Genomic DNA, 21,513 nt, shown 5'->3' with positions numbered 1-21,513 from the left:
TTAAATGGTTAAAGCGCTCACATCGCCTATACATAATGTTGGCTATACATAGCAAAGGGCTGGGAGCCCTATAACACCCAACATCGACGAGGATACGCGATGAACATAAGACTGAAACCTGTGTGGATTGCATTGGCACTGGCGACGAGTGCCGCCCAGGCGGCACCTGTTCACGACTGGTATGTGGGGGCTGGGGGTGGCTGGGCCTTTGCCCATGACATCGATGATTTCAGCAAGGACGTCGGCAAGGACGCAACCGCCATCAACGCCTTTGTCGGCTACAACTACAACGAGAATCTGGGGGCAGAGCTCGGCTACCTCTCCACCGGTGACTGGGATATTGCCGGCCAGGACTTCAACAGCAAGGGGGCCACCCTGTCGGTCATTGGCCGTTTGCCGCTGGGGGACATCTTTTCTGTCTTTGCCGAAGGGGGCGGTTATCTCTATCACGTCGACTCCGTCAACGGGGGAGATGACAACCTGGCTCCCCTGGCGGGTCTGGGCTTGACCGCCAGACTGAGCGACTGGGTAGACATCCAGACCCGCTACCGCTACATGGTGCGAGTCGGGGACGATCCTGACAACGACAAGGTGGGCAGCGGCACCAAACGCTGGGTCAGCAACATCAGTACCGCCACCATCGAACTAGTGCTTCACCCCAATCGCACCGTCGCCGCAGTGCCGGTGGCCGCGCCTCTGGTCGTGGCACCGCCGCCCCCGGCTCCCGAGCCGGTGGATCAGACCTTCAACCTGAGTTCGGATGTGTTGTTTGCCTTTGGCAAGGCGGAGCTCAAACCGGAGGGGATGCAGGCACTCGACGCCCTCTACCAGCAGATCGTCGACGTCAAACCCAAGGATGGCAACGCCATGGTGATGGGCTACACCGACCGCATCGGCTCGGATGCCAACAACCAGGCACTGTCGGAGGCCCGTGCAAGCACGGTCGCCAACTTCCTGATTGGCAAGGGGCTGCCCGCAGACAAGGTGAGCATTCAGGGCAACGGCGAGAGCAACCCGGTCACCGGCACCCAGTGTGATGCCATCAAGGCCAGGGCTGCCCTCATCGACTGCCTGGCCCCGGATCGCCGGGTCGAAATCCGGGTCACCGGTGTCAGCAATCCCGCCGAGCCCGCCCCCGCCGAACAACCGGCACAATAACCTCCTCTTCCTTCACAGCCGTGCACAAAAAAGGGATGCCGAGGCATCCCTTCTGCATGTCTGTCCCCTTGGGCTCAGAAGGAAGTACGACGATAGCGGCGGTACTCGGGGCGCCAGAAGTTCGCCTCGATGGCCTGATCGATCACATCATCGGGGGTCTGCACCGCCTTGCCCTGCAACATGGCGGTCTTGGCCACCATCTTGGCGATGTAGCGGGAGACCTGATGGATGTCCGCCAGATCCGGCAGCAAGGAGCCCTCTTCCCCCTTCACCAGGGGTGAACAATCCGCCAGGGCACGGCTGGCCGACATCAGCATGGCATCGGTCACCCGGTTGGCACCGGAGGCGATCACCCCAAGGCCGATCCCCGGGAAGATGAAGGAGTTGTTGCACTGGGCGATGACGTAGCGCTTGCCCTTGTACTCCACCGGTGCGAACGGGCTGCCGGTGGCGACCAGCACCTGGCCGTCGGTCCAGCGAATGAGATCCGCCGGGGTGGCTTCCACCCGGGAAGTGGGGTTGGAGAGCGGGAAGATGATGGGACGGGCACAGTGCTTGTGCATGGTCTTGACCACCTCTTCGGTGAAGAGGCCGGGCTGGCCGGAGACCCCGATCAGGATGTCCGGGCGACCGTGCTCCATCACCTCCAGCAGGGAGATGTTGTCCCCCACCGGCCACTCCTTGATCCGCTCGACCGGCTGGGAGAGCTTGCGCTGGAAGTCGAGCTGGTTGGGGATCTTGTCGGTGATGAGACCGAATCGGTCCACCATGAAGACCCGGCCCCGCGCCTCGGCGTCGGTCAGCCCTTCGGCCTTCATCTGCGCCACGATCTGCTCGGCGATGCCGCACCCGGCACTGCCCGCCCCGAGGAAGGCGACCCGCTTCTCGGAGAGTTTGGCACCGGAGGCCTTGCAGGCGGCGATGAGGCTGCCCAGGGTCACCGCGGCGGTCCCCTGAATGTCATCGTTGAAGCAGCACAGCTCATCCTTGTAGCGGTTGAGCAGCGGGGTGGCATTGCCCTGGGCGAAATCCTCGAACTGCAGCAGGATGTCCGGCCAGCGGCGCTTGACCGCCTGGATGAAGGCATCGACGAACTCGTCGTACTCTTCGCCACAGATGCGCGGATGGCGCCACCCCATGTAGAAGGGGTCGTTCAGCAGCTGCTGGTTGTTGGTGCCCACGTCCAGCACCACCGGCAGGCAGTAGGCCGGGGAGATGCCGCCACAGGCGGTGTAGAGGGAGAGCTTGCCGATGGGAATGCCCATGCCGCCGATGCCCTGATCCCCGAGGCCCAGGATGCGTTCGCCATCGGTGACCACGATCACCTTGACGTTCTGCTTGGTGGCGTTTTGCAGCATGTCATCGATCCTGTCCTTGTCCGGATAGGAGATGAAGAGGCCGCGGGCACGACGATAGATGTTGGAGAACTCCTCGCACGCCTTGCCGACCGTCGGGGTGTAGATGACCGGCAGCATTTCGGTGAGGTGGTTGTTCAGCAGGCGGTAGAACAACGTTTCGTTGGTATCCTGGATGTTGCGCAAATAGATGTGCTTGTCCATGTCGTTGCCAAACGCCATGAACTGGCGATAGGCACGCTCTGCCTGCTCTTCGATGGTTTCGATGTTCTGGGGCAGCAGACCCTCCAGATTGAAGCTGCTGCGTTCTTCGCTGGTGAAGGCGCTGCCCTTGTTGAGCAACGGCGTCTCCAGCAGGGCTGGACCTGCGTAGGGAATGTAGAGGGGACGTTTCTGATTATTATCTTCAAACATGGATCTGTACCTTGACTGTGTGGCCCGTCGATCCTATGGGCTTGAGCCAACAATTTCAAAGGGTTTGCACCTCCCTTGCGAAAGGTTTGCGACCCAGTCGACGAAAGGCCCCCGGAGTCTGACCCGTCAGGCGGCGAAAACGGTTGGCAAAGTTGGCGCCGTCGCTGTATCCGACCCGGGCCGCCAGCTCGGCCAGCGGCCAGTTGGTGTAGAGCAGCAACTGGCGCGCCTTGTTCATGCGAAGCCCGGTGAGCCAGGCCATGGGGCCCATGCCGAACACCTGCTGGCAGAGCCGGTGCAGATGGGGCACCGAGCAGGCCATCTGATCAGCCAGCAGGGCCACGCTCCAGGGCTCGTCCAGACGTGCCTCCACCCGCCGAAACAGCGCCTGCAGCCTAAGCTCCGGCGTGCCGCGCACCTCCCCCTGCAGGGTCCGCTCCAAGAGCGCCAGCAGCAGGCTCAGCAGCTGGGGCTGGAGCGGCGAACGTATTCCCTCCCCCTGCATCAGGCTGAGCAGATGGTAGAGCTGCTCCCCCTCCTCCCCCTGCCAGATGCGATGGCCAAGCCGGTGCAGATGCTGCCAGCGAGGCACGTCGTCCAGCAGGATCCAACTGGTATGCCAGGCTTCCCCCACCAGCCTGAGGCCCCCCGGCACGGCGGCCGGGAGAAAGACCAGGGCTCCCGCCGGGATGGGCTGCTCCCCGCCATCGGTGAGCAGGGCGCCCCCCTCGTCATGGCTCACCATCAGGATGTGAAACTCCGGTCGGTTGCGGCGGATAAGGTAGTGCTCCCGTATCGTCGAGAGGCCGGTCAGGAAGACGCCCGCCTCCCCAAGCAGGGGCAGCCCTTCGCGTCCCAGCATCCGCTCTTCGCAGGCCGGGGCGATTTCCAGACACTCGCTGATAAATGGCATAGCACCTCAACAGGATAGTTTTGCACAAGAAAGCCGAGAGAGGCTCACAGTGAAGCCTCCCGATATCACCCCTATCATACCCACGACAAACCCTGATTTTTACCAACCCGGTTAACATAAATGAATTATTGGCAAGCGATTTTAAAACAAACCACCGATCGCGAGTTCATGACGCGACTGTGGCGACTGGCCCTGCCGGTTTCGCTGCAATCCATGATGTTCTCCCTGCTCGGCCTCATCGACATCATGATGGTGAGCCAGCTCGGCACCACGGCTGTGGCGGCGGTCGGCTTGGGCAACCGGGTCTTCTTCTTCAATCTGCTGGTGATAGCGGGGCTCTCGGGCGGGGTCTCGGTGTTGGCGGCACAATATTTCGGCCGTGGCGAGATGGCCGGGGTGCGCCGCTCCCTGGCCCTGGCCCTGGTGGGCGCCCTGGCGGTGAGCCTGCCCTTTGCCCTCGTCTATGTGTTCTCACCGGGCAGCGTGCTCGGGTTTGCCAGCCAGGAGCCCGCGCTGCGCGAGCTGGCCGACGAGTTCCTGATGATCACCGGCGCCACCATCCTCTGCACCGCCGTGGTGGTGCCCCTGGAGTCGGCCCTGCGCTCGGTGGGCAATGCCGCGGCGCCGACCCGCATCGGCATCATCGCCATCATCGCCAACGTCATCCTCAACTATGCCCTCATCTTCGGCCATTTCGGCGCCGAGGCCATGGGAGTAGCCGGCTCCGCCTGGGGCACCACCCTGTCGCGCCTGCTGCAGACCGCGCTGCTGCTTGCCTATGTGTGGCGTGCCGAGCCCCGTCTCATCCCGCGCAAGCAAGACTGGCTCGCCGCCTTCAGGCGCAAGGAGGTGGTGCGCTTCACCCTGATCGCCCTGCCGCTGTTGTTGCACGACGGGCTCTGGGCCTTCGGCATGCTGCTCTACGGCTTCCTCTACGCGCACCTCGGCACCGACGCCCTGGCCATCATGACCACCCTCGGCACGCTGGAGAGCATCCTCATCTCCCTCTTCTTCGGGCTGGCGGTGGCCTGCTCCACCCTGCTCGGTCACCGGCTCGGGGCAGAGGAGTATGACGAGGCCTGGCAGCACTCCCAGCTCTTCCTGCTGCTGGCCCCCGTCGGCGCCCTGCTGGTGGGGACCGCCGTCTGGCTGATGCAGGGCAGCCTGCTGCAATGGGTCGGCAACCTGCCGGGCGAGCTGATGACTGAGGCCGGCCAGGTGCTCGCCATCATGTGTCTGGGCATGCTGCTCAAGGTGTTCAACATGGTGGGGATCGTCGGGGTGCTGCGCTCGGGGGGGGACGTCAACTACAGCATCTTCATCGACATCGTCGGCATGTGGTGCATCGGCCTGCCGCTGGCCTGGGTGGCGGTCAGCCTGCTGGGCTGGCCCCTCTCCTGGGTGGTGGCCGTGGTCCTGCTGGAGGAGCTCTCCAAGGTGCTGCTGGTGCAGCGCCGCATTCGCCAGCGGCGCTGGCTGCGCAATCTGGTGCTGGGATAAGGGAAGAGCGCAAAGCGGGAAAATGCGGGGTCACATCAATGACAGAAAATCCCGCTTTGCAGTATGCTGGCCCCCTCTTCAATCAGAGGCGGGGTGCGCCGACCATGCCGACCCTTGTGCCCCTGCCCAGTAGTCGTTTAAGGAGACGAGCATGCAACCACAAAAAGAGCGGATCACCGAGACTGCCCTGCTGGAGATGGCCAACAAGATCATTCGTGAACACGAGGACTTCATCCACGGCATGCGCGCCGACTCGGTGGAGCAGAAGGGGGACATACTGGTGTTCAAGGGGGAGTTCTTCCTGGCAGAGGACGGCACCCCGACCGGCAAGACCATGGCGGTGTTCAACATGTTCAAGCTGCTGGCCCAGCAGCTCTCCGGCAAATACACCCTGGCCTGACGCCAGCGCCGTCATCACCGGAGGCCGCCCTCAGGCGGCATCCGTTTTTGTGCGCCCTGCATCGCCCTCGGGTTTCCCTGCCTCGGCCACCACGCAGTTGCGACCCGCCATCTTGGCCATGTAGAGGCACTCGTCCGCCCGGTTGAGCAGATCCTCCACCCCCTCGCCACGCTGGGCCAGGGTCAGACCGATGCTCACCGTCACCTCCAGCAGTTCGTCGGAGGTGGGGCTTTTCACCAACCTCGCTTCCACCGCGACCCGCAGCCGCTCCGCCACCCGCTTGGCCTGTGCCAGATCCGTGCAACCGGGCAACAGGATGGCAAACTCCTCCCCACCGTAACGCCCGAGCACCATGCCGGGCTCCAGTTGCTCTGCCAGGGTGGCCGCCACCTCCTTGAGCACCGCATCCCCCGCCAGATGGCCGAAGGTGTCGTTGATGCGCTTGAAGCGGTCCAGATCCAGCAGCAGCACCGCGAAGGGGGCCTGTTTGCGGATCATGGCGGCCCTCGCCTTCTCGAGCTGCTTCATCAGCAGGCGGCGGTTCATCATGCCGGTCAACTCGTCCGTGGTGGACTCCCGATAGAGCTGCAGCAGCATGTTGAGCTGGCCGCACTGCACCCAGGCGCTGGCGATGGCAAAGAGCCCCAGCAGCCAGACCTGGTTGAGGGTCTGCACGCTCCAAAGAGGCTGGCCCACCAGCAGCCAGTTGCCCGCCAGCATGGTGGCCAGGATCCCCCCCGCCAGTTGCAGGCTGAGGGAGAGGGGAATGGGGAAGATGGCGAACAGGCTGATGAGCAGATAGGGGAAGGCCATGTAACCCGCCTGCATCTCCTGATCCGCGCCGAAGCTGTGCAGGCAGATGAGGGAGAAGAGCATCATCACCGCCATCAGGTAGCCCAGCGCCAGCTTCATGCGCTCGCGCTTGAAGTGGATGAGATAGGAGAGGGGGATGAGGGGCGAGAGGGCCAGCAGGCAGAAGATCCTGACCTGGAACAGCGCCTCGAACTGGATGGCTGGCAGGGTCAGCCAGTCCACCATGGCCCAGCTCGGGAGCCCCGCCATCAACAGACAGGTGAGCAGCCGCAGCCGCACCGTCATGAAGCCCATCCGGGTCAGGGTAAAATCTTCGGAGTGGGCGCGGGCACTCCAGAACTCCGACAGCTTCAGCATCCAGAGTCTCCATCTTCGAACCGAGGGCTCATTCTACACCGTCCCCATCCTGATGCATCAGCCTCCCCTTTGTGAGGGATCGGTCTCACACAAACCGGCGGATCTTAATCGCCACAGAAAAACGTTTCAACCCATCGAGAAATAAACGAGTTTGCGCTCAATTAGCGCTGGAAAGCGCGATGCCAATCACTAAAATAGCGCCCAATTTTCTCCCATCCCCCCACACATTCGAGGTATTTATGGAACAGGCTGCCGCCCCAAGCGCCATCCGAGAGGCCCATCCCCCCAGGCGAGCCCACAGCGAACTGGTCTACGGCATCGAGGATGTCCCCCCCCTGCCCCAGACCCTGTTCGCCGCCCTGCAGCATATGCTCGCCATGTTTGTCGCCATCATCACCCCGCCCCTCATCATCGCCAACGCCCTCGGCCTCCCTGCCGATGACACCCGCTACATCGTCTCCATGTCCCTGGTCATGTCCGGCATCGCCTCCTTCATCCAGACCCGCCGTTTCGGCCCCCTCGGTTCCGGCCTGCTCTCGGTACAGGGCACCAGCTTCAACTTCCTCGGTCCCATCATCGCCTCCGGCCTCGCCCTCAAGCAGGCGGCCATGCCCACCGACGATCTGCTGGGCACCCTGTTCGGCACCATGCTGGCAGCGGCCCTCACCATCGTCGTCATGAGCCGCTTCCTGCACCTGGTCAAACGGATCATCACCCCGCTGGTGACCGGCATCGTGGTATTGCTCATCGGCCTGACCCTCATCAAGGTAGGGCTCATCAGCATGGGGGGCGGCTACGGCGCCCTGGCGGACGGCAGCTTCGCCAGCCACACCAACCTCTTTCTCTCCCTGCTGGTGCTCGGCCTCATCGTGCTGATGCAGCGCAGTCGCAACCCCTGGCTGCGCCTCTCCGCCATCATGATCGCCATGCTGGCGGGCTATGCGGTGGCGCTGCTGCTGGGCAAGGTGGCAGTCCCCACCTTCGACGGCCCGCTGCTGATGGTGCCTGTTCCGCTCCACTACGGGCTCGGCTTTGACTGGCAGCTGTTCGTGCCGCTCGCCATCATCTTCGTGGTGACGGCGCTGGAAGCCATCGGCGACATGACCGCCACCTCCGACATCTCCGGCGAGCCGCTGGAAGGGCCGGTCTACATGGCGCGGATCAAGGGGGGCGTGCTGGCCGATGGCGCCAACTCCATGCTGGCGGCGGTCTTCTCCACCTTCCCCATGTCCACCTTCGCCCAGAACAACGGCGTCATCCAGCTGACCGGGGTGGCCAGCCGCCATGTCGGCCTCTTCATCGCCGCCATGCTGGCCCTGCTCGGCCTGTTCCCGGCGGTGGCGAGCCTGGTGCAACAAATACCTGAACCCGTGCTCGGCGGCGCCACCATCGTCATGTTCGGCACCATCGCCGCCGCCGGGGTGCGCATCATCTCCCGGGAGGAGCTGGACCGCCGCGCCCTGATGATCCTGGCGGTGTCGCTCGCCATGGGTCTCGGAGTGGCCCAGGTGCCCGAGGTGCTGCAACACCTGCCGGAGCTGGCCAGGAGCGTGCTCTCCTACGGCGTCGCCACCGGCGGCCTCACCGCCATCCTGCTCAATCTGCTGCTGCCCAGGCGCGCCGCCCCCCGGGCCTGAGGCCCCGCCATCCTTGCACCAAAGCCCCGCCATGCGGGGCTTTACCTTGTTTGCCCCCGCGCGTACTGTGCTTGGCAGCCTCTGCCAAAGGATGCCTTTCATGCCTTATACCCTGCTGCCCCCGCCGTCCGCCCACCAGACACCCGACCAGATCCTGGCCGAGGAGCAGCGCTGGCTGCGGGAGTGCGCCGGTGACGGCGAGCCCAGAGCCCTCCTCTGGCAGGGCCCCCAATGCCTCATCATCACCCGCAAGGACACCCGTTTGCCCCGCTACCAGGCCGCCTGCGAGCAGCTTGCCGCCGAGGGCTGGCCGGTGCATGTGCGCGACAGCGGCGGCACCGCCGTGCCCCACGGCGCCGGCATCCTCAACCTCTCCCTCATGCTGCCCCGCACCACCACGGATCTGGCCCACTACTACCGGCTGCTGGGGGCCCCCCTGCTCGCCCTGCTGGGGGAATACGGTCTTGCGGGCAGCTACGACTTCGTGCCCGGCTCGTTTTGCGACGGCCAGTACAACCTGGTGATCGGAGGGCGCAAGGTGACCGGCACCGCCCAGCGCTGGCTGGCGCCGGGCCGGGATCACGACGGCGCCGTGCTGGCCCAGGCCATGCTGCTGGTGGCGGGGGATGTGGACGAGGGCACCCGGATGGCGAGCCGCTTCTACGAACTGGCCGGGGGCGAGCTGCGCTTTGCTCCGGGCACCTCCACCACCCTGGCCCACGCCATTGGCTGGCAGGGCGAGGAGGCGGCCCTGGTGAGCCGGGTGAGCAGGGCGCTGGCGCAGCGGCTCACCGGAGATATTCCCTCCCCCTGACCCTCTCTGGGTGACAAGCGCCGTCATTCATTGCGTAAAATGCAAAAAAGCCACGATTAGCGTCGTGGCTTTTGCGTATTTCGCACAGATATTGTCAGAGGAGCCGGGATCAAGCCCCGGGTTTTGCCATCCCAGCCCGGATCCCGGTTGACACCATGGACAGGAGCCCGGTGACAGGACTTCCCGCAGGCCCGCTTCTCATCAGGCCGTCTGCGGCTCGGGCTCGGACTCCGTATCCCGGTCCCGGCTGAAGTAGGCGCGGGTCTCGGCAATCACCACGTGGCGCAGGCCGATGAGGCCGATGAGGTTGGGCACCGCCATCAGGCCGTTGACGATGTCGGCCAAGAGCCAGATCAGGTCCAGATGGAGGAAGGCACCGCTCGCCACCAGCACCAGATAGATGAGGCGGTAGGGTTTGATCGCCTTCACCCCGAACAGGTACTCGGTGCAGCGCTCGCCGTAGTAATTCCAGCCAAGGATGGTGGTAAAGGCGAAGAACAGGAGGCCGATGCTCACCAGATACTGGCCCACATGGGCATCCAGCCCCTGGGCAAAGGCCAGACTGGTCATGGCCGCACCGCTCACATCGCCGCTCCACACCCCGGTCACCACCAGCGTCAGGCCGGTCATGGTGCAGATGATGAGGGTGTCGATGAAGGTGCCGGTCATGGAGACCAGCCCCTGCTCCACGCAGGAATCGGTCTTGGCCGCCGCCGCGGCGATGGGGGCCGAGCCCAGGCCCGACTCGTTGGAGAAGACCCCGCGCGCCACCCCGGACTGGATCGCCAGCATGATGCCGGCGCCGACGAAACCGCCGGTGGCCGCATGGCCGGTGAAGGCGCTCCCGATCACCAGCATGACCGCATCGGGCAGGGCACTGGCATTGTTCACCAGCACCCCGGCACAGGCGACGATGTAGAAGATGGCCATGAAGGGCACCACCTTGCTCGACACGCTGGAGATGGACTGGATACCCCCCAGAGTCACCAGCGCCACAATCAGGGTCAGCACCACGGCGGTCACTTCACGGGGTGCCGAGAAGGAGAGGCTCATGGCATCACTGATGGCGTTGACCTGGGGGAAGGTACCGATGCCGAAGAAGGCGACGCCGATGCCGAACAGGGCAAACAGCTTGGCGAGCGGCCTGGAGCCGAGCCCCTTCTCCAGATAGTACATGGGGCCACCCGCCATCTGGCCATTGGCATCCTGCTGGCGATATTTCACCGCCAGCAGGCACTCGGCGTACTTGGTGGCCATGCCGAACAGGGCGGCCATCCACATCCAGAACAGGGCGCCCGGGCCGCCGAGCTTGATGGCGGTGGCGACCCCGACGATGTTGCCGGTGCCGATGGTGGCGGAGAGGGCGGTGCACAGGGCACCAAAGCTGGAGACATCCCCCTGCTTGCCCTGCCCCTGATCGCGGCCAAAGACCAGCTTGAGGGCCAGCGGCAAACGCACGATCTGAAGCAGACCCAATCGCCAGGTGAGATAGATACCGGTCCCGACCAGCAGGATCAGCAGGGGGGGACCCCAGATAAAGCTATCGATGGCGGCGAGCGCCGATTGAATTGATGACATGCATCCTCCTTAAAAAAACAACGATTAAGGAGGAGAAGGATGATCTTCCCATAGGTGTCGCGATCGGCCAGAGGCGATCGGATGCGGGCCAAGCCCAGGTACAACCATCCCATCCCCTCTGTCCTTTTGCCTGAGAGTTTCCGGCGCCAGATTGCGATGCAATCACGGTGCCTTGCTCCTTCGGCGCCCGATTCAACGGGTCTCTCCAGAGTATCGTCCAGTAGCAGTCCACACCGGTTGCCCGGTACCTGAAAGATTCACTTCTTCGGTGGATGGTTGCCCATCGCTCTCCTGCTACCTTCATCCGAACTAGTTTGGATCAGGAAGCGGGCATGGTAATCCAAAAAATGTGAGCTGTCTCGCACTCCCTGGCCCCGGCGCCCCCTTTTTACCTGGCCGCAACCCCCGGGTCTGATGTTATTAGTTCGTTAACTATCAACAGCTTATCAAGCTCCCTTCGGAGGTGCTCCCCATCACGGCCCTGATCGCTCCCCGTATCAAGAGCCTGTTTCGTCTCGACCAGAAAAACTTGCCGACATATCCAATCAAAATGCTTGCACACAAACTCAATAAGCCGATAATCCCGCGCATAACTAAGCACTTTGCAAGGGAGTTATGCAATGTGCCTGGTGGGTCCCTCCGGACCGCTCGCCTGAGCCGGCCGTCGCCGGTTCAATCGCATATGGCTTGGGCATATCACGCCCCCTAAGGACTATCAAAAGAGAATGAACGAGACCCTGGTCGCACAAGATTACCGTCAGTTGGTTGAACAATTCGGCTCCCCCCTGCTGCTGCTCGACAAGGCAGCCGTCCGCAAACAGTATCGGGCCCTGGCGGCCGCCCTGCCCGATGTGCGCTTGCATTATGCACTCAAGCCCCTGCCCCACGAGGCGGTGGTCTCTGTCTTGAAGGAAGAGGGGGCCTGTTTCGATCTGGCCACCAATGGCGAAGTGGATCTGGTGCGCAGCCAAGGGGTTCGCCCGGGACGCTGCATCCATACCCATCCCATCAAGCGTGACAGCGACATCCGTTATGCCCTGGAATTCGGCTGCACCGTGTTTGTCTATGACAACCCGCTGGAGCTGGAAAAGTTCCTGCCCTACAAGGATGAAGTGAAACTGCTGCTGCGGGTCAGCTTCCCCAACCCCGAGACCAAGGTCGATCTTTCCAAGAAGTTCGGCTGCACCCCGGAGCAGGCACTGCCGTTGCTGCAACTGGCCCAGGCCAAGGGGATCAAGGTGATGGGGCTGTCGTTCCACGTCGGCTCCCAGGTGCCCCACGCCCGTCGCCACGTGCAGGCCATCGACGCCTGCCGCGAGATCATGGAGCAGGCCTGGGAGCTCGGGCTCAAGCCCTGGGTGCTGGACATCGGCGGCGGCTTTCCGGTGGACTATGACGGCGGCGAGTTCGACATCGACGGTTTCTGCGCCCCGATCCGCGAGGCCCTGGCCAAGCTGCCCGCCACGGTACAGAAGATTGCCGAGCCGGGCCGCTTCATCAGCGCGCCGGCCATGACCTCGGTCTCCAGCGTGATGGGCAAGGCCCACCGTGGCGACAAGATCTGGTACTACCTGGATGACGGTCTCTACGGCAGCTACAACGGCCAGCTCTACGACCACGTCACCTACCCGGTGAGCACGCCCTATGCCAACGGCGAACTGCACAATGCGGTGCTCTCCGGCCCCACCTGCGACAGCGTGGACGTCATCCGCGACAGCATCATGCTGCCGGATCTCGAGATCGGCGAGCTGGTGGTGGGTCGGGTGATGGGGGCCTACACCTGGGCCTCCGCGTCCACCTTCAACTTCTTCCCCAAGGCGAGCATCCTGATCCTGGACAGCGCCCAGAAGCAGAAGCTGGTTGCCGTGGCCTGAGACCAGGCCCCGCGCACAAAAAAGAGGGGACGCCGCGGCGTCCCCTCTTTCATTTCATCACCAGACTAGATGAACTGGCTCGTCAGCAGCCAGCCGGTGTAGGCGACGAAGCAGGCGAGCAGCACGCCCCCCTCCAGCCGGTTGATGCGCCCCTGCCCCTTGCGGCCCAGACACATCACCAGCAGCAACAGGGTCAGCCCCATCATGATGCTCCAGTCGCGGGAAAGCACTTCGGGCGCCACCTCGAGCGGGTGGATGCCGGCGGCGATGCCCACCACGGCCAGGGTGTTGAACAGGTTGGAACCCAGCACGTTGCCAAGGGCCAGATCGTGCTCGTTCTTGCGAATGGCGATGAGGGACGATGCCAGCTCCGGCAGGGAGGTCCCCACCGCGACTATGGTCAGGCCAATCACCAGATCGCTGATGCCAAAGCCCTGGGCGATGGTCACCGCCCCCCACACCAGCAGACGGGAAGCCCCGATCAGCAGCACCAGGCCGACGATGAGCCAGAGGATGGCGCTCTTGAGAGACATCCCCTCGGAGACGATGTCCTCCTCGGTATCTGTATCCAGCGCATCCCCCTTGCCGTTCATGCCGGCCCAGATGGACCAGCCCATCAGCACTGCGAACACGGCCCCCAGAATGGCGGCATCCATCCGGCCCAGATTGCCATCGATGAGCAGGGCGCCGGAGAGCAGGGTGATGCCGAGCAGGATGGGGATCTCCTTGCGCACCACCTGGGAGGCGACGGCGATGGGGCTGATCAGGGCGGTCAGACCCAGGATCAGGGCAATATTGGTGATGTTGGAGCCATAGGCATTACCGAGCGCGAGCCCGGGATTGCCCTGGGAAGCCGCCAGCGCGGAGACCACCATCTCGGGGGCCGAGGTACCAAAACCGATGATCACCATGCCGATCAGCAGCGGCGGCATACCGGCGTAACGGGCGGTGGCGGCGGCGCCGTCCACGAACTTGTCGGCACTCCAGACCAGCAACGCCAGTCCGCCAATCAGGGCAACAAAAGCCAGGGTCATATTGTTCTATCTCATCCACGGCAAACACGAGAGCCAGGCAAGTTGCCTGGCTCCATCCAAACGCGGCCTCAGTGTAACGGGGCCGCTTGCTATTTCAAGGTGTAATCAAACGCCGATTAATCTTTCACAGCGCCGCCAGCAGGCTCTGCGCATCCGACACCTCGAACTTGCCCGGCGCCTCCACGAAGAGCCGCTCCACCACACCATCGTTGGCGATGAGGGCAAAACGCTGGGCCCGCACGCCGCCGAAGGCCCCGGTCTCCTTGGCAAGACCCAGTGCCCGGGTCCAGCTGCCGTCACCGTCCGCCAGCATGGTGATGGCAGAGGCGTTCTGTGCCTCCTGCCACGCCTTCATCACGAAGGCGTCGTTGACCGACAGACAGCACAGTTCCACCCCCTTGGCCTTGAACTGATCGGCCAGGACCACGTAGCCCGGCAGGTGAGCGTTGGAGCAGGTGGGGGTGAAGGCGCCGGGCACCGCAAAGAGCACCACCCGCTTGTCGGCAAACAGGGCCTGGGTATCCTTCACCTGCTTGCCCTCGGCGGTGATAAAGGTAAATTCCCCTGCGGGCAGGGATTGACCGACCGTGATCATGATGACGCATCCTTCTGTGGTTCAAAGAGGCCCAGTCTACCCCATTCCACCAGAAGGCGAAGGGGTCCATCGAGCAGCAACAACGCGATCGGGGGCGAACGCCTGTCGCCCCTATTTCTGGCCTGATGGCAGGCGCCTTGCCTGCCAGGTGGCGATGGCGAGCAGGGAGTCAGGCGTGAACTCGTCCGCCCGATCGGCTATCTCGCCCAGGCTCATCCAGTGCACCTCGCTCACCTCTTCGGCCTGCAGTTGCAGCGGCCCCTGATAGTGACAACTGAACAGGCCGCCCCAGACCTGGTAGCGGCTGCCGCTCGCCTCCCCTTCGGCATAGAAGGTGCCGTAATCCTGCAGGGGCACGCCCTGGATCCCCAGCTCCTCGGCCAGCTCACGCCGGGCGGAAAGGGCCATGGCCTCCCCCGTGGTCACCACGCCACCGGCGCAGGCATCCAGCATGCCGGGGCAAAAATCCTTGCTCGGGGTGCGCCGCTGCACCAGGATGCGCTCAGCCTCATCCAGCACCAGGATGTAGCTGGCACGATGGCGCAGGTTTTCCTGACGCACCCTGGCGCGCTCGGCCACCCCGATCACCCTGTCCTGCTCGTCTACTATGTCCACCCACTCCACGTGCGGCACCTTTGTCATGTCTGCAATGGCCGCAGTATATCGGGCCCCGGACCCGGACTCTCACTACTTTTTCAACGCCGGGGCTGCACGCCAGTCGATCACAAGACAGATTCATACAAATCTTTATCAAGTGTCACATCAGTGTCACGGTCCGTCGGCATAGTGTGCCCTGTCCAAACAACAGGGTCTCTTGCCATGAAGGTGTTCAAGCAGTGGTCTCCCCGTCGAATTGCTCGATATATCAAGAGCTTCCATCATGGAAGTTTCATGGTTGAAGCACTGGGGCGGTTTGAGTTTCAAGGGGGGATCATCGATGTGAAGCCGTTGAGCTGTCATCAGGCGCTGAGCCTGGCCCGGCAGATCAACCTGGCCGTGCGCGATCTGCGCACCACCACCCTGTTGCCGGGCTGACATACTCCTTTCTGTCTGTCGTCGACTTCCATGTACACATTTGCCCGCCGCTCATTCGAGCGTGCGGGCTGTTTTTCTGAAGGTTGTGCCCTGCCTCAGTGCTGCAGGATCTGGGAGAGGAAGAGCTTGGTCCGATCGGACTGGGGGTTGTCAAAGAACTGATCCGGCACGTTCTCTTCGATGATTTGCCCCCGGTCCATGAAGATCACCCTGTCCGCCACCTGCTTGGCAAACCCCATCTCGTGGGTGACGCAGAGCATGGTCATCCCCTCGTGGGCCAGCTCCACCATCACATCCAGCACCTCCCGCACCATCTCGGGATCCAGCGCAGACGTCGGCTCGTCAAACAGCATGACCTGGGGATTCATGCACAGACTGCGGGCGATGGCGACCCGCTGCTGCTGGCCACCGGAGAGCTGCCCCGGATACTTGAGCGCCTGTTCGGGGATCCGCACCCGGCGCAGGAAGTTCATGGCGATCTCTTCGGCCTCCCTGCGCGGCAACTGCTTGACCCAGATGGGCGCCAGGCAACAGTTCTCCAGCACGGTCAGATGGGGGAATAGGTTGAAGTGCTGGAACACCATGCCCACCTCCCGGCGCACCGTCTCGATGTTCTTGAGATCCGAGGTCAGGGCCGTGCCCTTGACCAGGATGTCTCCGCTCTGGTGCTCTTCCAGCCGGTTGATGCAGCGGATCATGGTGGACTTGCCCGACCCCGATGGTCCGCAGATGACGATCTTCTCCCCTCTGCCCACCTGCAGGTTGATGTTGCGCAGCACGTGAAACTCACCGTACCACTTGTTGACCTCTTTCAGTTCGACAACTGCGTCCGTTTTCATATCAGAACGACTCCTAATGCTTGTGGCCCGTGTTGAGTTTGCGCTCCAGATAGATGGAGTAGCGGGACATGCCAAAACAGAACATCCAGAAGATCATGGCGATAAAGACATAAGCTTCGGTGGAATACCCCAGCCAGGCCGGATCCGCCAGGGCCACCTTGGAGATGGCCAGCAGATCGAACAGCCCGATGATCAGCACCAGGCTGGTGTCCTTGAACAGGGAAATAAAGGTGTTCACCAGGGAAGGAATGGTGATCTTGAGGGCCTGGGGCATGATGATGAGGCCCATCACCTTCCAGTAGGAGAGCCCGAGGGCATCCCCCGCCTCATATTGCCCCTTGGGGATCGCCTGCAGCCCCCCTCTCACCACCTCGGCCACATAGGCCGCCTGGAACAGGATGATGCCGATGAGCGCCCGCAGCAGCTTGTCGAGCTCCACCTCGGTACTCATGAACAGTGGCAGCATGACGGACGCCATGAAGAGCACAGTAATGAGCGGCACCGCCCGCCAGAACTCGATGTAGACGGTACAGAGGCTGGAGATGACCGGCATGTGGGAGCGACGCCCCAGTGCCAGCAGGATGCCGAACGGCAGTGCGACCACTATGCCCACCACCGCCAGCACCAGGGTGAGCATCAGCCCGCCCCAGCGGTTCGTTTCCACCACCTCCAGCCCCGCTCCCCCATGGATGAGGAAGAAGGCGATGACAGGGAACACCAGCAGGGTGAAGAGCGCCAGCCACCCCTTGCGCGGGGTCTTTGGCCAGATGAGCAAGGCCAGCAGCGCCGCCAGACCGGCGAAGGTCAGGTTGATGCGCCAGTACTGATCGGCCGGGTAGAAGCCATAGAGATACTGCCCCAGCCGGCTCTCGATGAAGATCCAGCAGGCACCGCCCTGGACGCAGGCCTCGCGGTTGCTCCCCTGCCAGGTGGCCGAGAACAGCGCCCAGTCCAGTGCAGACCAGATGAGTGGCAGCAGCAGATAGGCCAGCACCAGGGTCAGCAGGCCGTTCCACCAGTTGGGGAAAAGGTTCTGCCTGATCCAGGCGAGCGACCCCCGACGGTGGTTGGGAGGCGGCAGCGCCTCCTGCAATTCATTCACGAACATGACAGCTCCCTAGCGCTCAACCAGCGTCATTCTGCGGTTGTAGATGTTCATCAGCACCGAGGTGGTGATACTGATGACGAGATAGACCCCCATGGTCATGGCGATGACCTCGATGGCCTGCCCTGTCTGGTTGAGAGTCGTCCCCATGAACACCGAGACCAGATCCGGGTAGCCGATGGCGGTCGCCAGGGAGGAGTTCTTGGTGAGGTTCAGATACTGGCTGGTCAAGGGAGGGATGATGACCCGCATGGCCTGGGGAATGATCACCAGCCGCAGCGTCTTGGTGGGCGAGAGCCCGAGGGCGGAAGCCGCCTCCGTCTGCCCCTTGCTGATGGCCAGGATGCCGGATCGCACTATCTCGGCGATGAAGGCCGCCGTATAGATGGTGAGCGCCAGCAAGAGGGCCGCGAGCTCCGGCAGCACCGTCAGCCCCCCCCGGAAGTTGAACCCCTGCAGCGCAGGCACGCTCCAGCTAAGCGGGCTGCCCGCCAGCAGGAAGGTGATCCCCGGGAGCAAAATGACCAGGGCTGCCACACAGCGCCAGAACGGGAAGATCCTGCCGGTCAGGGCCTGACGGCGGCGAGCCCAGCGGCCCAGCCCCCAGCTCAGCAGCACCGCCAGCACCAGTGCCCAGAGCACGTAGCCGAATCCCTCTTCGAACAGGGGCTTGGGCAGATAGAAGCCCCGCACGTTGAGGAAGGCGAGCCCGCCTATATCCACGCTCTGACGCGGGGAAGGCAGGGTACGCAGCACCGAGAAGTACCAGAAGAAGATCTGCAGCAGCAGCGGGATGTTGCGAAACGTCTCTATGTAGACGGCCGCGATTCTGGCCACCAGCCAGTTGCGCGACAGGCGCGCGACCCCGAGTGCGAACCCGAGCAGGGTGGCAAACAGGATGCCGAGCACGGAGACCAGCAGGGTGTTGAGCAGGCCCACCACGAAGGTGCGACCGAAGGTATAGGTCTCGTCGTAGGGGATGAGGCTCTGCAAGATGCCGAAACCGGCCGTGTTGCCCAGAAAATCAAAGCCTGTGGTGATACCACGGGTGGCCAGATTGGTCAGGGCATTGTTGACGATGTAGAACAGAAACCCGATAACCGCCGCGATGGCCAGGCACTGGAAGAGCAGCGCCCGCACCTTGGCGTCATACCACCAGCGGCCCTGTTCTTTCCTATGGTTTGATGCGTGTAACGCCATGAGGATGACTCCGACAAAGCCAGGGAAAACATGGGGGGCCAGGCCCCCCGGTGACTGTCGACTCAGCGGATGGGTGGCGCGTACATCAGACCGCCCTTGTTCCAGAGGGCATTGATGCCGCGATCAATCTTGAGGGGGGAGCCGGCACCGACGTTGCGATCGAAGGATTCACCGTAGTTGCCGACCTGTTTGACGATGTTGTAGGCCCACTTGTCATCCAGCCCCAGCACAGTCCCTTTGGGCTCTTCCAGCCCCAGCAGGCGACGGATGTCAGGGTTGGTGGACTTGAGCATCTCGTCCACGTTGGCAGAGGTGACCCCGGCCTCCTCGGCATTGAGCATGGCGTTGAGGCTCCAGCGCACCACCTTGAACCACTGATCGTCACCCTGACGCACGGCTGGGCCCAGCGGCTCCTTGGAGATGACCTCCGGCAGCACCACGGCTTCCTCTGGCTTGGTGAGCTTGATCTTGAGGGCATAGAGCTGGGACTGATCCGAGGTCAGCACGTCACAGCGGCCGGCTTCGAAGCCCTTGACGGTCTGATCCGAGGTATCGAACACCACTGGGGTGTACTTCATGCCGCCATTGGCGCGGAAATAGTCGGCCAGGTTGAGCTCGGTGGTGGTGCCGGACTGGATACAGACAGCGGCACCGTCAAGCTCCTTGGCGCTCTTGACCCCGAGGGACTGCTTGACCAGGAACCCCTGCCCGTCGTAGTAGTTCACCCCGGCGAACGTGAGGCCCAGCGACCCATCCCGGGTCAGGGTCCAGGTGGTGTTGCGCGAGAGCAGATCCACTTCCCCGGACTGCAGGGCAGTAAAGCGCTCCTTGGCGGTGAGGGAGACATACTTGACCTTGCCGGCATCCCCCAGTACCGCGGCGGCCACGGCGCGGCACACGTCCACGTCGAGCCCGGTCCAGGTTCCCTTGGCATCCGGGTTGGAGAACCCGGGCAGGCCGTCACCGACCCCGCACTGCACGAATCCCTTCTTCTTGACGGCATCCAGCGTACCGTCCGCCCACGCATTGGCTGCCATCAGCGACAGCGCCATCACCATGCCTGCCTTGTGTATCTGCTTCATGTCACTCTTCCCTGTGGTTTGATTCGAACAGGCATCAAAATCTAGCGAGATGCCATCGTTTCCCTGCTTTTTGGCAGCTTATCCAGCCGCAGAAAAACCTGTCAATCGGTGCAATCCGGCCCAACCATGGTGCAACAGAACAAAATATCTGAACGGGGGAATATGCACTCTCAGAATCAAAAGTAGACCCTTATTTGCCAAATAGCCTGCTGCTTAAAACCCTTCTTGGCATGAGGATTATTTTTCGAAAATAAATTGGCTGCACCGCATTGGGGCAGCCAGTTCTGCTAACAACTGACTCATCAGGTTCGGTTTTATGCCAAAAGCACCAGAGTGAGGCAGCATGACCCCATATGGAAAAATGGCGAAAACAGGCAGGGAAAAACAACAGAAAAGGAGGTAAAAGGCGGGGAAATGGCGACCTCATCTCCCGCAGGCTGGGCTTCAGAAAACCAGGAGGTCATCCTCCCCGTGGACCATCCGCAATGTCGGTGATGACGCCGTTTTCGACGGTGACAAACTGCATGAATTCCCGCTTGCCGAAGTTGTAGGTCCAGCGCTCGGCATACTTGACCGTCACTCTCGCCCCGAAGCCGTTCTCCTCGAAGCGGGTGAGATCTTCCTTGAGCATCGGCTGGCCGCAGCGAACCAGCAGCTCTGCCGTGGTGTCTCCCTCGGTCAGCAAGGCGTTCTTGCAACGCAGGGTACCTGCCTGCACAGGCAAGGCGGCCACCAGCAACAACCACAGAACAGGTTTCATTTTGCACTCCATTTGAACAGCATGGTTCCCAGCGAGATGCACACCAGGGCGAACACCATGACCTGGCCCAGAGGGCCTGCCACCTCCTGCCATCCCGCGCCTTCCAGCATCACGGCGCGGGCTGCTTCGATGATCTGGCTGAGGGGCAGCCTGGCCGCAAGCTGCTGCAGCCAGACGGGCGCGCCTTCCAGCGAGAACCAGACACCGGATAAAAACATCATGGGCAAGCTGATGAGATTGAGCAAACCACTCGCCAGCTCCTCGTTCTGCAGGCGAGCCGCGATGAGCAGGCCAAGGGAGGCCATGGCCGTTCCTCCCGCCAGGGCGATCACCAGCAGCAGCCACCCCGAACCGATGAGGGGCACATCCAGCAGCCAGTAGGCCGCGCAGAAGACCAGCAGGCTCACCACCAGGGTGATCAGCACCCGTGACAACAACTGGGCGAAGAGAAACTCCAGCGCGCCGAGCGGCGTGGCTCGCAGCCGTTTCAGCACCCCGTTCTTGCGATAACGCACGATGACAAACCCGACCCCGAACAGGCCGGAGAACATTAGGTTCATGCCGATCACCCCGGGCAGCAGCCAGTCGCCGTAGCGGATGGCGCGCCCGCTCAGGGTCTCTCTTTGCAAGGGCACCTGCACCGCCTGGCGCAGCAGATACTCGGCCATGGCCCCCTGAGGGGCGTCCGGGTTTATCCAGTAACGCCCCCCGGCGGGTGAGAGCAGCAGGTCCAGCTGATGGTGACGGACCTTGAGCTGACCTCTCGACGCCTCGTCATAGGGGATGATCTTGAGCAGCGGCACGGCGCGCAGCGGGGCATAGGTTGCGGGTAGTTCCCCCACCACCCCGATCTGCACCAGCGGCTTGGGCGGGCCGGAGAAGATGAGGGAGAAGCCGATGACCAGCAGGAGCGGGAAAATCAGGTTCCACACCAGGGCCGCGCGATCGCGTACGAACTCGAGGGTGCGGGCATAGAAGAGCGCCCCGATGCGCTTGAGGGATTCCTTCATCGTCCACTCCCGGGATTGCATGTCGGCAAGGCGTACCACA

The 21,513-nt window shown here is 62.9% G+C and carries 20 protein-coding genes and 1 riboswitch; of the genes, 7 read left to right on the top strand and 13 right to left on the bottom strand.

The window, feature by feature from the left end; all coding sequences use genetic code 11:
• The first annotated feature begins 99 nt into the window (after positions 1–99).
• On the top strand, positions 100–1,158 hold the full coding sequence (locus AB5Y53_RS13840) for an OmpA family protein (protein ID WP_341722639.1): 1,059 nt from the start codon (positions 100–102) through the stop codon (positions 1,156–1,158).
• Between the two features lie 74 nt (positions 1,159–1,232).
• Here AB5Y53_RS13840 and AB5Y53_RS13835 read toward each other — a convergent pair whose 3' ends face one another.
• Positions 1,233–2,927, bottom strand: a complete 1,695-nt coding sequence (locus AB5Y53_RS13835) for an NAD-dependent malic enzyme (protein WP_214005300.1) — start codon at positions 2,925–2,927, stop codon at positions 1,233–1,235.
• A 55-nt stretch (positions 2,928–2,982) separates the two neighbouring features.
• Positions 2,983–3,840 (bottom strand): AraC family transcriptional regulator, encoded by an 858-nt coding sequence (locus AB5Y53_RS13830; RefSeq protein WP_041213342.1) that lies wholly within the window; start codon positions 3,838–3,840, stop codon positions 2,983–2,985.
• Positions 3,841–3,960: 120 nt separating this feature from the next.
• Between AB5Y53_RS13830 and AB5Y53_RS13825 the strand changes: the two genes are divergently transcribed.
• Both AB5Y53_RS13825 and AB5Y53_RS13820 read left to right on the top strand, forming a co-directional pair.
• Positions 3,961–5,340: an MATE family efflux transporter gene (locus AB5Y53_RS13825; protein WP_042015012.1), complete on the top strand. Its 1,380-nt coding sequence runs from the start codon at positions 3,961–3,963 to the stop codon at positions 5,338–5,340.
• A 151-nt stretch (positions 5,341–5,491) separates the two neighbouring features.
• Entirely contained in the window at positions 5,492–5,740 is a 249-nt protein-coding gene (locus AB5Y53_RS13820; protein ID WP_010673495.1) for a YciN family protein, read from the top strand.
• 30 nt (positions 5,741–5,770) lie between these two features.
• Here the strand turns inward: AB5Y53_RS13820 and AB5Y53_RS13815 are convergent, their stop codons facing one another.
• Positions 5,771–6,910 carry a diguanylate cyclase gene (locus AB5Y53_RS13815; protein ID WP_368182310.1) on the bottom strand — a complete coding sequence of 380 codons (1,140 nt, stop codon included), beginning with the start codon at positions 6,908–6,910 and terminating at the stop codon, positions 5,771–5,773.
• 239 nt (positions 6,911–7,149) lie between these two features.
• Here AB5Y53_RS13815 and AB5Y53_RS13810 point away from each other — a divergent pair, with 239 nt between their 5' ends.
• Complete coding sequence (locus AB5Y53_RS13810) at positions 7,150–8,547, top strand: nucleobase:cation symporter-2 family protein (RefSeq protein ID WP_368182309.1); 1,398 nt, start codon at positions 7,150–7,152, stop codon at positions 8,545–8,547.
• A 100-nt stretch (positions 8,548–8,647) separates the two neighbouring features.
• Positions 8,648–9,361 (top strand): protein ligase, encoded by a 714-nt coding sequence (locus tag AB5Y53_RS13805; protein ID WP_368182307.1) that lies wholly within the window; start codon positions 8,648–8,650, stop codon positions 9,359–9,361.
• A gap of 201 nt (positions 9,362–9,562) precedes the next feature.
• Here AB5Y53_RS13805 and AB5Y53_RS13800 read toward each other — a convergent pair whose 3' ends face one another.
• A complete protein-coding gene (locus tag AB5Y53_RS13800) occupies positions 9,563–10,939 on the bottom strand; it encodes an alanine/glycine:cation symporter family protein (RefSeq protein ID WP_368182305.1) in 1,377 nt (458 codons plus the stop codon).
• A 108-nt stretch (positions 10,940–11,047) separates the two neighbouring features.
• Positions 11,048–11,158: riboswitch (glycine riboswitch) on the bottom strand.
• A gap of 506 nt (positions 11,159–11,664) precedes the next feature.
• Here AB5Y53_RS13800 and AB5Y53_RS13795 point away from each other — a divergent pair.
• Positions 11,665–12,813, top strand: coding sequence for a type III PLP-dependent enzyme (locus AB5Y53_RS13795; RefSeq protein WP_180906984.1), 1,149 nt, complete (start codon positions 11,665–11,667; stop codon positions 12,811–12,813).
• A 65-nt stretch (positions 12,814–12,878) separates the two neighbouring features.
• On the opposite strand, the gene AB5Y53_RS13790 is transcribed toward AB5Y53_RS13795, so the two are convergent.
• From AB5Y53_RS13790 to yfcD, 3 genes are all read right to left on the bottom strand, one after another.
• On the bottom strand, positions 12,879–13,847 hold the full coding sequence (locus tag AB5Y53_RS13790; protein WP_368182304.1) for a calcium/sodium antiporter: 969 nt from the start codon (positions 13,845–13,847) through the stop codon (positions 12,879–12,881).
• A gap of 124 nt (positions 13,848–13,971) precedes the next feature.
• Complete coding sequence (locus AB5Y53_RS13785; protein ID WP_139700541.1) at positions 13,972–14,442, bottom strand: peroxiredoxin; 471 nt, start codon at positions 14,440–14,442, stop codon at positions 13,972–13,974.
• Between the two features lie 111 nt (positions 14,443–14,553).
• Positions 14,554–15,084, bottom strand: coding sequence for an NUDIX hydrolase YfcD (gene yfcD, locus AB5Y53_RS13780; protein ID WP_368182303.1), 531 nt, complete (start codon positions 15,082–15,084; stop codon positions 14,554–14,556).
• 177 nt (positions 15,085–15,261) lie between these two features.
• Between yfcD and AB5Y53_RS13775 the strand changes: the two genes are divergently transcribed.
• The gene (locus tag AB5Y53_RS13775) at positions 15,262–15,477 is read left to right on the top strand and encodes a DUF1107 family protein (RefSeq protein WP_010673486.1); all 216 of its coding nucleotides are present in this window, start codon (positions 15,262–15,264) and stop codon (positions 15,475–15,477) included.
• 95 nt (positions 15,478–15,572) lie between these two features.
• Here the strand turns inward: AB5Y53_RS13775 and AB5Y53_RS13770 are convergent, their stop codons facing one another.
• The 6 genes from AB5Y53_RS13770 to AB5Y53_RS13745 form a co-directional block, all read right to left on the bottom strand.
• Positions 15,573–16,316, bottom strand: a complete 744-nt coding sequence (locus tag AB5Y53_RS13770; RefSeq protein ID WP_214005297.1) for an amino acid ABC transporter ATP-binding protein — start codon at positions 16,314–16,316, stop codon at positions 15,573–15,575.
• A gap of 13 nt (positions 16,317–16,329) precedes the next feature.
• On the bottom strand, positions 16,330–17,424 hold the full coding sequence (locus AB5Y53_RS13765; RefSeq protein WP_324046355.1) for an amino acid ABC transporter permease: 1,095 nt from the start codon (positions 17,422–17,424) through the stop codon (positions 16,330–16,332).
• 9 nt (positions 17,425–17,433) lie between these two features.
• Positions 17,434–18,621 carry an amino acid ABC transporter permease gene (locus AB5Y53_RS13760; RefSeq protein ID WP_223918159.1) on the bottom strand — a complete coding sequence of 396 codons (1,188 nt, stop codon included), beginning with the start codon at positions 18,619–18,621 and terminating at the stop codon, positions 17,434–17,436.
• A 62-nt stretch (positions 18,622–18,683) separates the two neighbouring features.
• Positions 18,684–19,703, bottom strand: a complete 1,020-nt coding sequence (locus AB5Y53_RS13755; protein WP_042015020.1) for an amino acid ABC transporter substrate-binding protein — start codon at positions 19,701–19,703, stop codon at positions 18,684–18,686.
• A 460-nt stretch (positions 19,704–20,163) separates the two neighbouring features.
• The gene (locus tag AB5Y53_RS13750) at positions 20,164–20,475 is read right to left on the bottom strand and encodes a DUF2845 domain-containing protein (protein ID WP_029313965.1); all 312 of its coding nucleotides are present in this window, start codon (positions 20,473–20,475) and stop codon (positions 20,164–20,166) included.
• Positions 20,460–21,473 (bottom strand): ABC transporter permease, encoded by a 1,014-nt coding sequence (locus AB5Y53_RS13745; RefSeq protein ID WP_368182301.1) that lies wholly within the window; start codon positions 21,471–21,473, stop codon positions 20,460–20,462. Before AB5Y53_RS13745 ends, AB5Y53_RS13750 begins: the two co-directional genes overlap by 16 nt.
• Positions 21,474–21,513 lie beyond the last annotated feature (40 nt).

Origin of the sequence: Aeromonas sp. R7-5, from assembly GCF_040908015.1 — a bacterium.
In the GTDB taxonomy this organism is placed as follows: domain Bacteria; phylum Pseudomonadota; class Gammaproteobacteria; order Enterobacterales; family Aeromonadaceae; genus Aeromonas; species Aeromonas caviae.
The sequence above is the reverse complement of the archived record's forward strand: the minus strand, read 5'-3'. Positions and strand labels throughout refer to the sequence as shown.

What these genes read in the sequence shown, in the direction of transcription:
- AB5Y53_RS13765 (WP_324046355.1), bottom strand. Translation starts at nt 17,424, where the DNA reads ATGTTCGTGAATGAATTGCAGGAGGCGCTGCCGCCTCCCAACCACCGT.
- AB5Y53_RS13750 (WP_029313965.1), bottom strand. Translation starts at nt 20,475, where the DNA reads ATGGAGTGCAAAATGAAACCTGTTCTGTGGTTGTTGCTGGTGGCCGCC.
- AB5Y53_RS13775 (WP_010673486.1), top strand. Translation starts at nt 15,262, where the DNA reads ATGAAGGTGTTCAAGCAGTGGTCTCCCCGTCGAATTGCTCGATATATC.
- AB5Y53_RS13800 (WP_368182305.1), bottom strand. Translation starts at nt 10,939, where the DNA reads ATGTCATCAATTCAATCGGCGCTCGCCGCCATCGATAGCTTTATCTGG.
- AB5Y53_RS13755 (WP_042015020.1), bottom strand. Translation starts at nt 19,703, where the DNA reads ATGAAGCAGATACACAAGGCAGGCATGGTGATGGCGCTGTCGCTGATG.
- AB5Y53_RS13745 (WP_368182301.1), bottom strand. Translation starts at nt 21,473, where the DNA reads ATGAAGGAATCCCTCAAGCGCATCGGGGCGCTCTTCTATGCCCGCACC.
- AB5Y53_RS13760 (WP_223918159.1), bottom strand. Translation starts at nt 18,621, where the DNA reads ATGGCGTTACACGCATCAAACCATAGGAAAGAACAGGGCCGCTGGTGG.
- AB5Y53_RS13820 (WP_010673495.1), top strand. Translation starts at nt 5,492, where the DNA reads ATGCAACCACAAAAAGAGCGGATCACCGAGACTGCCCTGCTGGAGATG.
- AB5Y53_RS13840 (WP_341722639.1), top strand. Translation starts at nt 100, where the DNA reads ATGAACATAAGACTGAAACCTGTGTGGATTGCATTGGCACTGGCGACG.
- AB5Y53_RS13825 (WP_042015012.1), top strand. Translation starts at nt 3,961, where the DNA reads ATGAATTATTGGCAAGCGATTTTAAAACAAACCACCGATCGCGAGTTC.
- AB5Y53_RS13790 (WP_368182304.1), bottom strand. Translation starts at nt 13,847, where the DNA reads ATGACCCTGGCTTTTGTTGCCCTGATTGGCGGACTGGCGTTGCTGGTC.
- AB5Y53_RS13815 (WP_368182310.1), bottom strand. Translation starts at nt 6,910, where the DNA reads ATGCTGAAGCTGTCGGAGTTCTGGAGTGCCCGCGCCCACTCCGAAGAT.
- AB5Y53_RS13835 (WP_214005300.1), bottom strand. Translation starts at nt 2,927, where the DNA reads ATGTTTGAAGATAATAATCAGAAACGTCCCCTCTACATTCCCTACGCA.
- AB5Y53_RS13795 (WP_180906984.1), top strand. Translation starts at nt 11,665, where the DNA reads ATGAACGAGACCCTGGTCGCACAAGATTACCGTCAGTTGGTTGAACAA.
- AB5Y53_RS13810 (WP_368182309.1), top strand. Translation starts at nt 7,150, where the DNA reads ATGGAACAGGCTGCCGCCCCAAGCGCCATCCGAGAGGCCCATCCCCCC.
- AB5Y53_RS13805 (WP_368182307.1), top strand. Translation starts at nt 8,648, where the DNA reads ATGCCTTATACCCTGCTGCCCCCGCCGTCCGCCCACCAGACACCCGAC.
- yfcD (WP_368182303.1), bottom strand. Translation starts at nt 15,084, where the DNA reads ATGACAAAGGTGCCGCACGTGGAGTGGGTGGACATAGTAGACGAGCAG.
- AB5Y53_RS13830 (WP_041213342.1), bottom strand. Translation starts at nt 3,840, where the DNA reads ATGCCATTTATCAGCGAGTGTCTGGAAATCGCCCCGGCCTGCGAAGAG.
- AB5Y53_RS13770 (WP_214005297.1), bottom strand. Translation starts at nt 16,316, where the DNA reads ATGAAAACGGACGCAGTTGTCGAACTGAAAGAGGTCAACAAGTGGTAC.
- AB5Y53_RS13785 (WP_139700541.1), bottom strand. Translation starts at nt 14,442, where the DNA reads ATGATCACGGTCGGTCAATCCCTGCCCGCAGGGGAATTTACCTTTATC.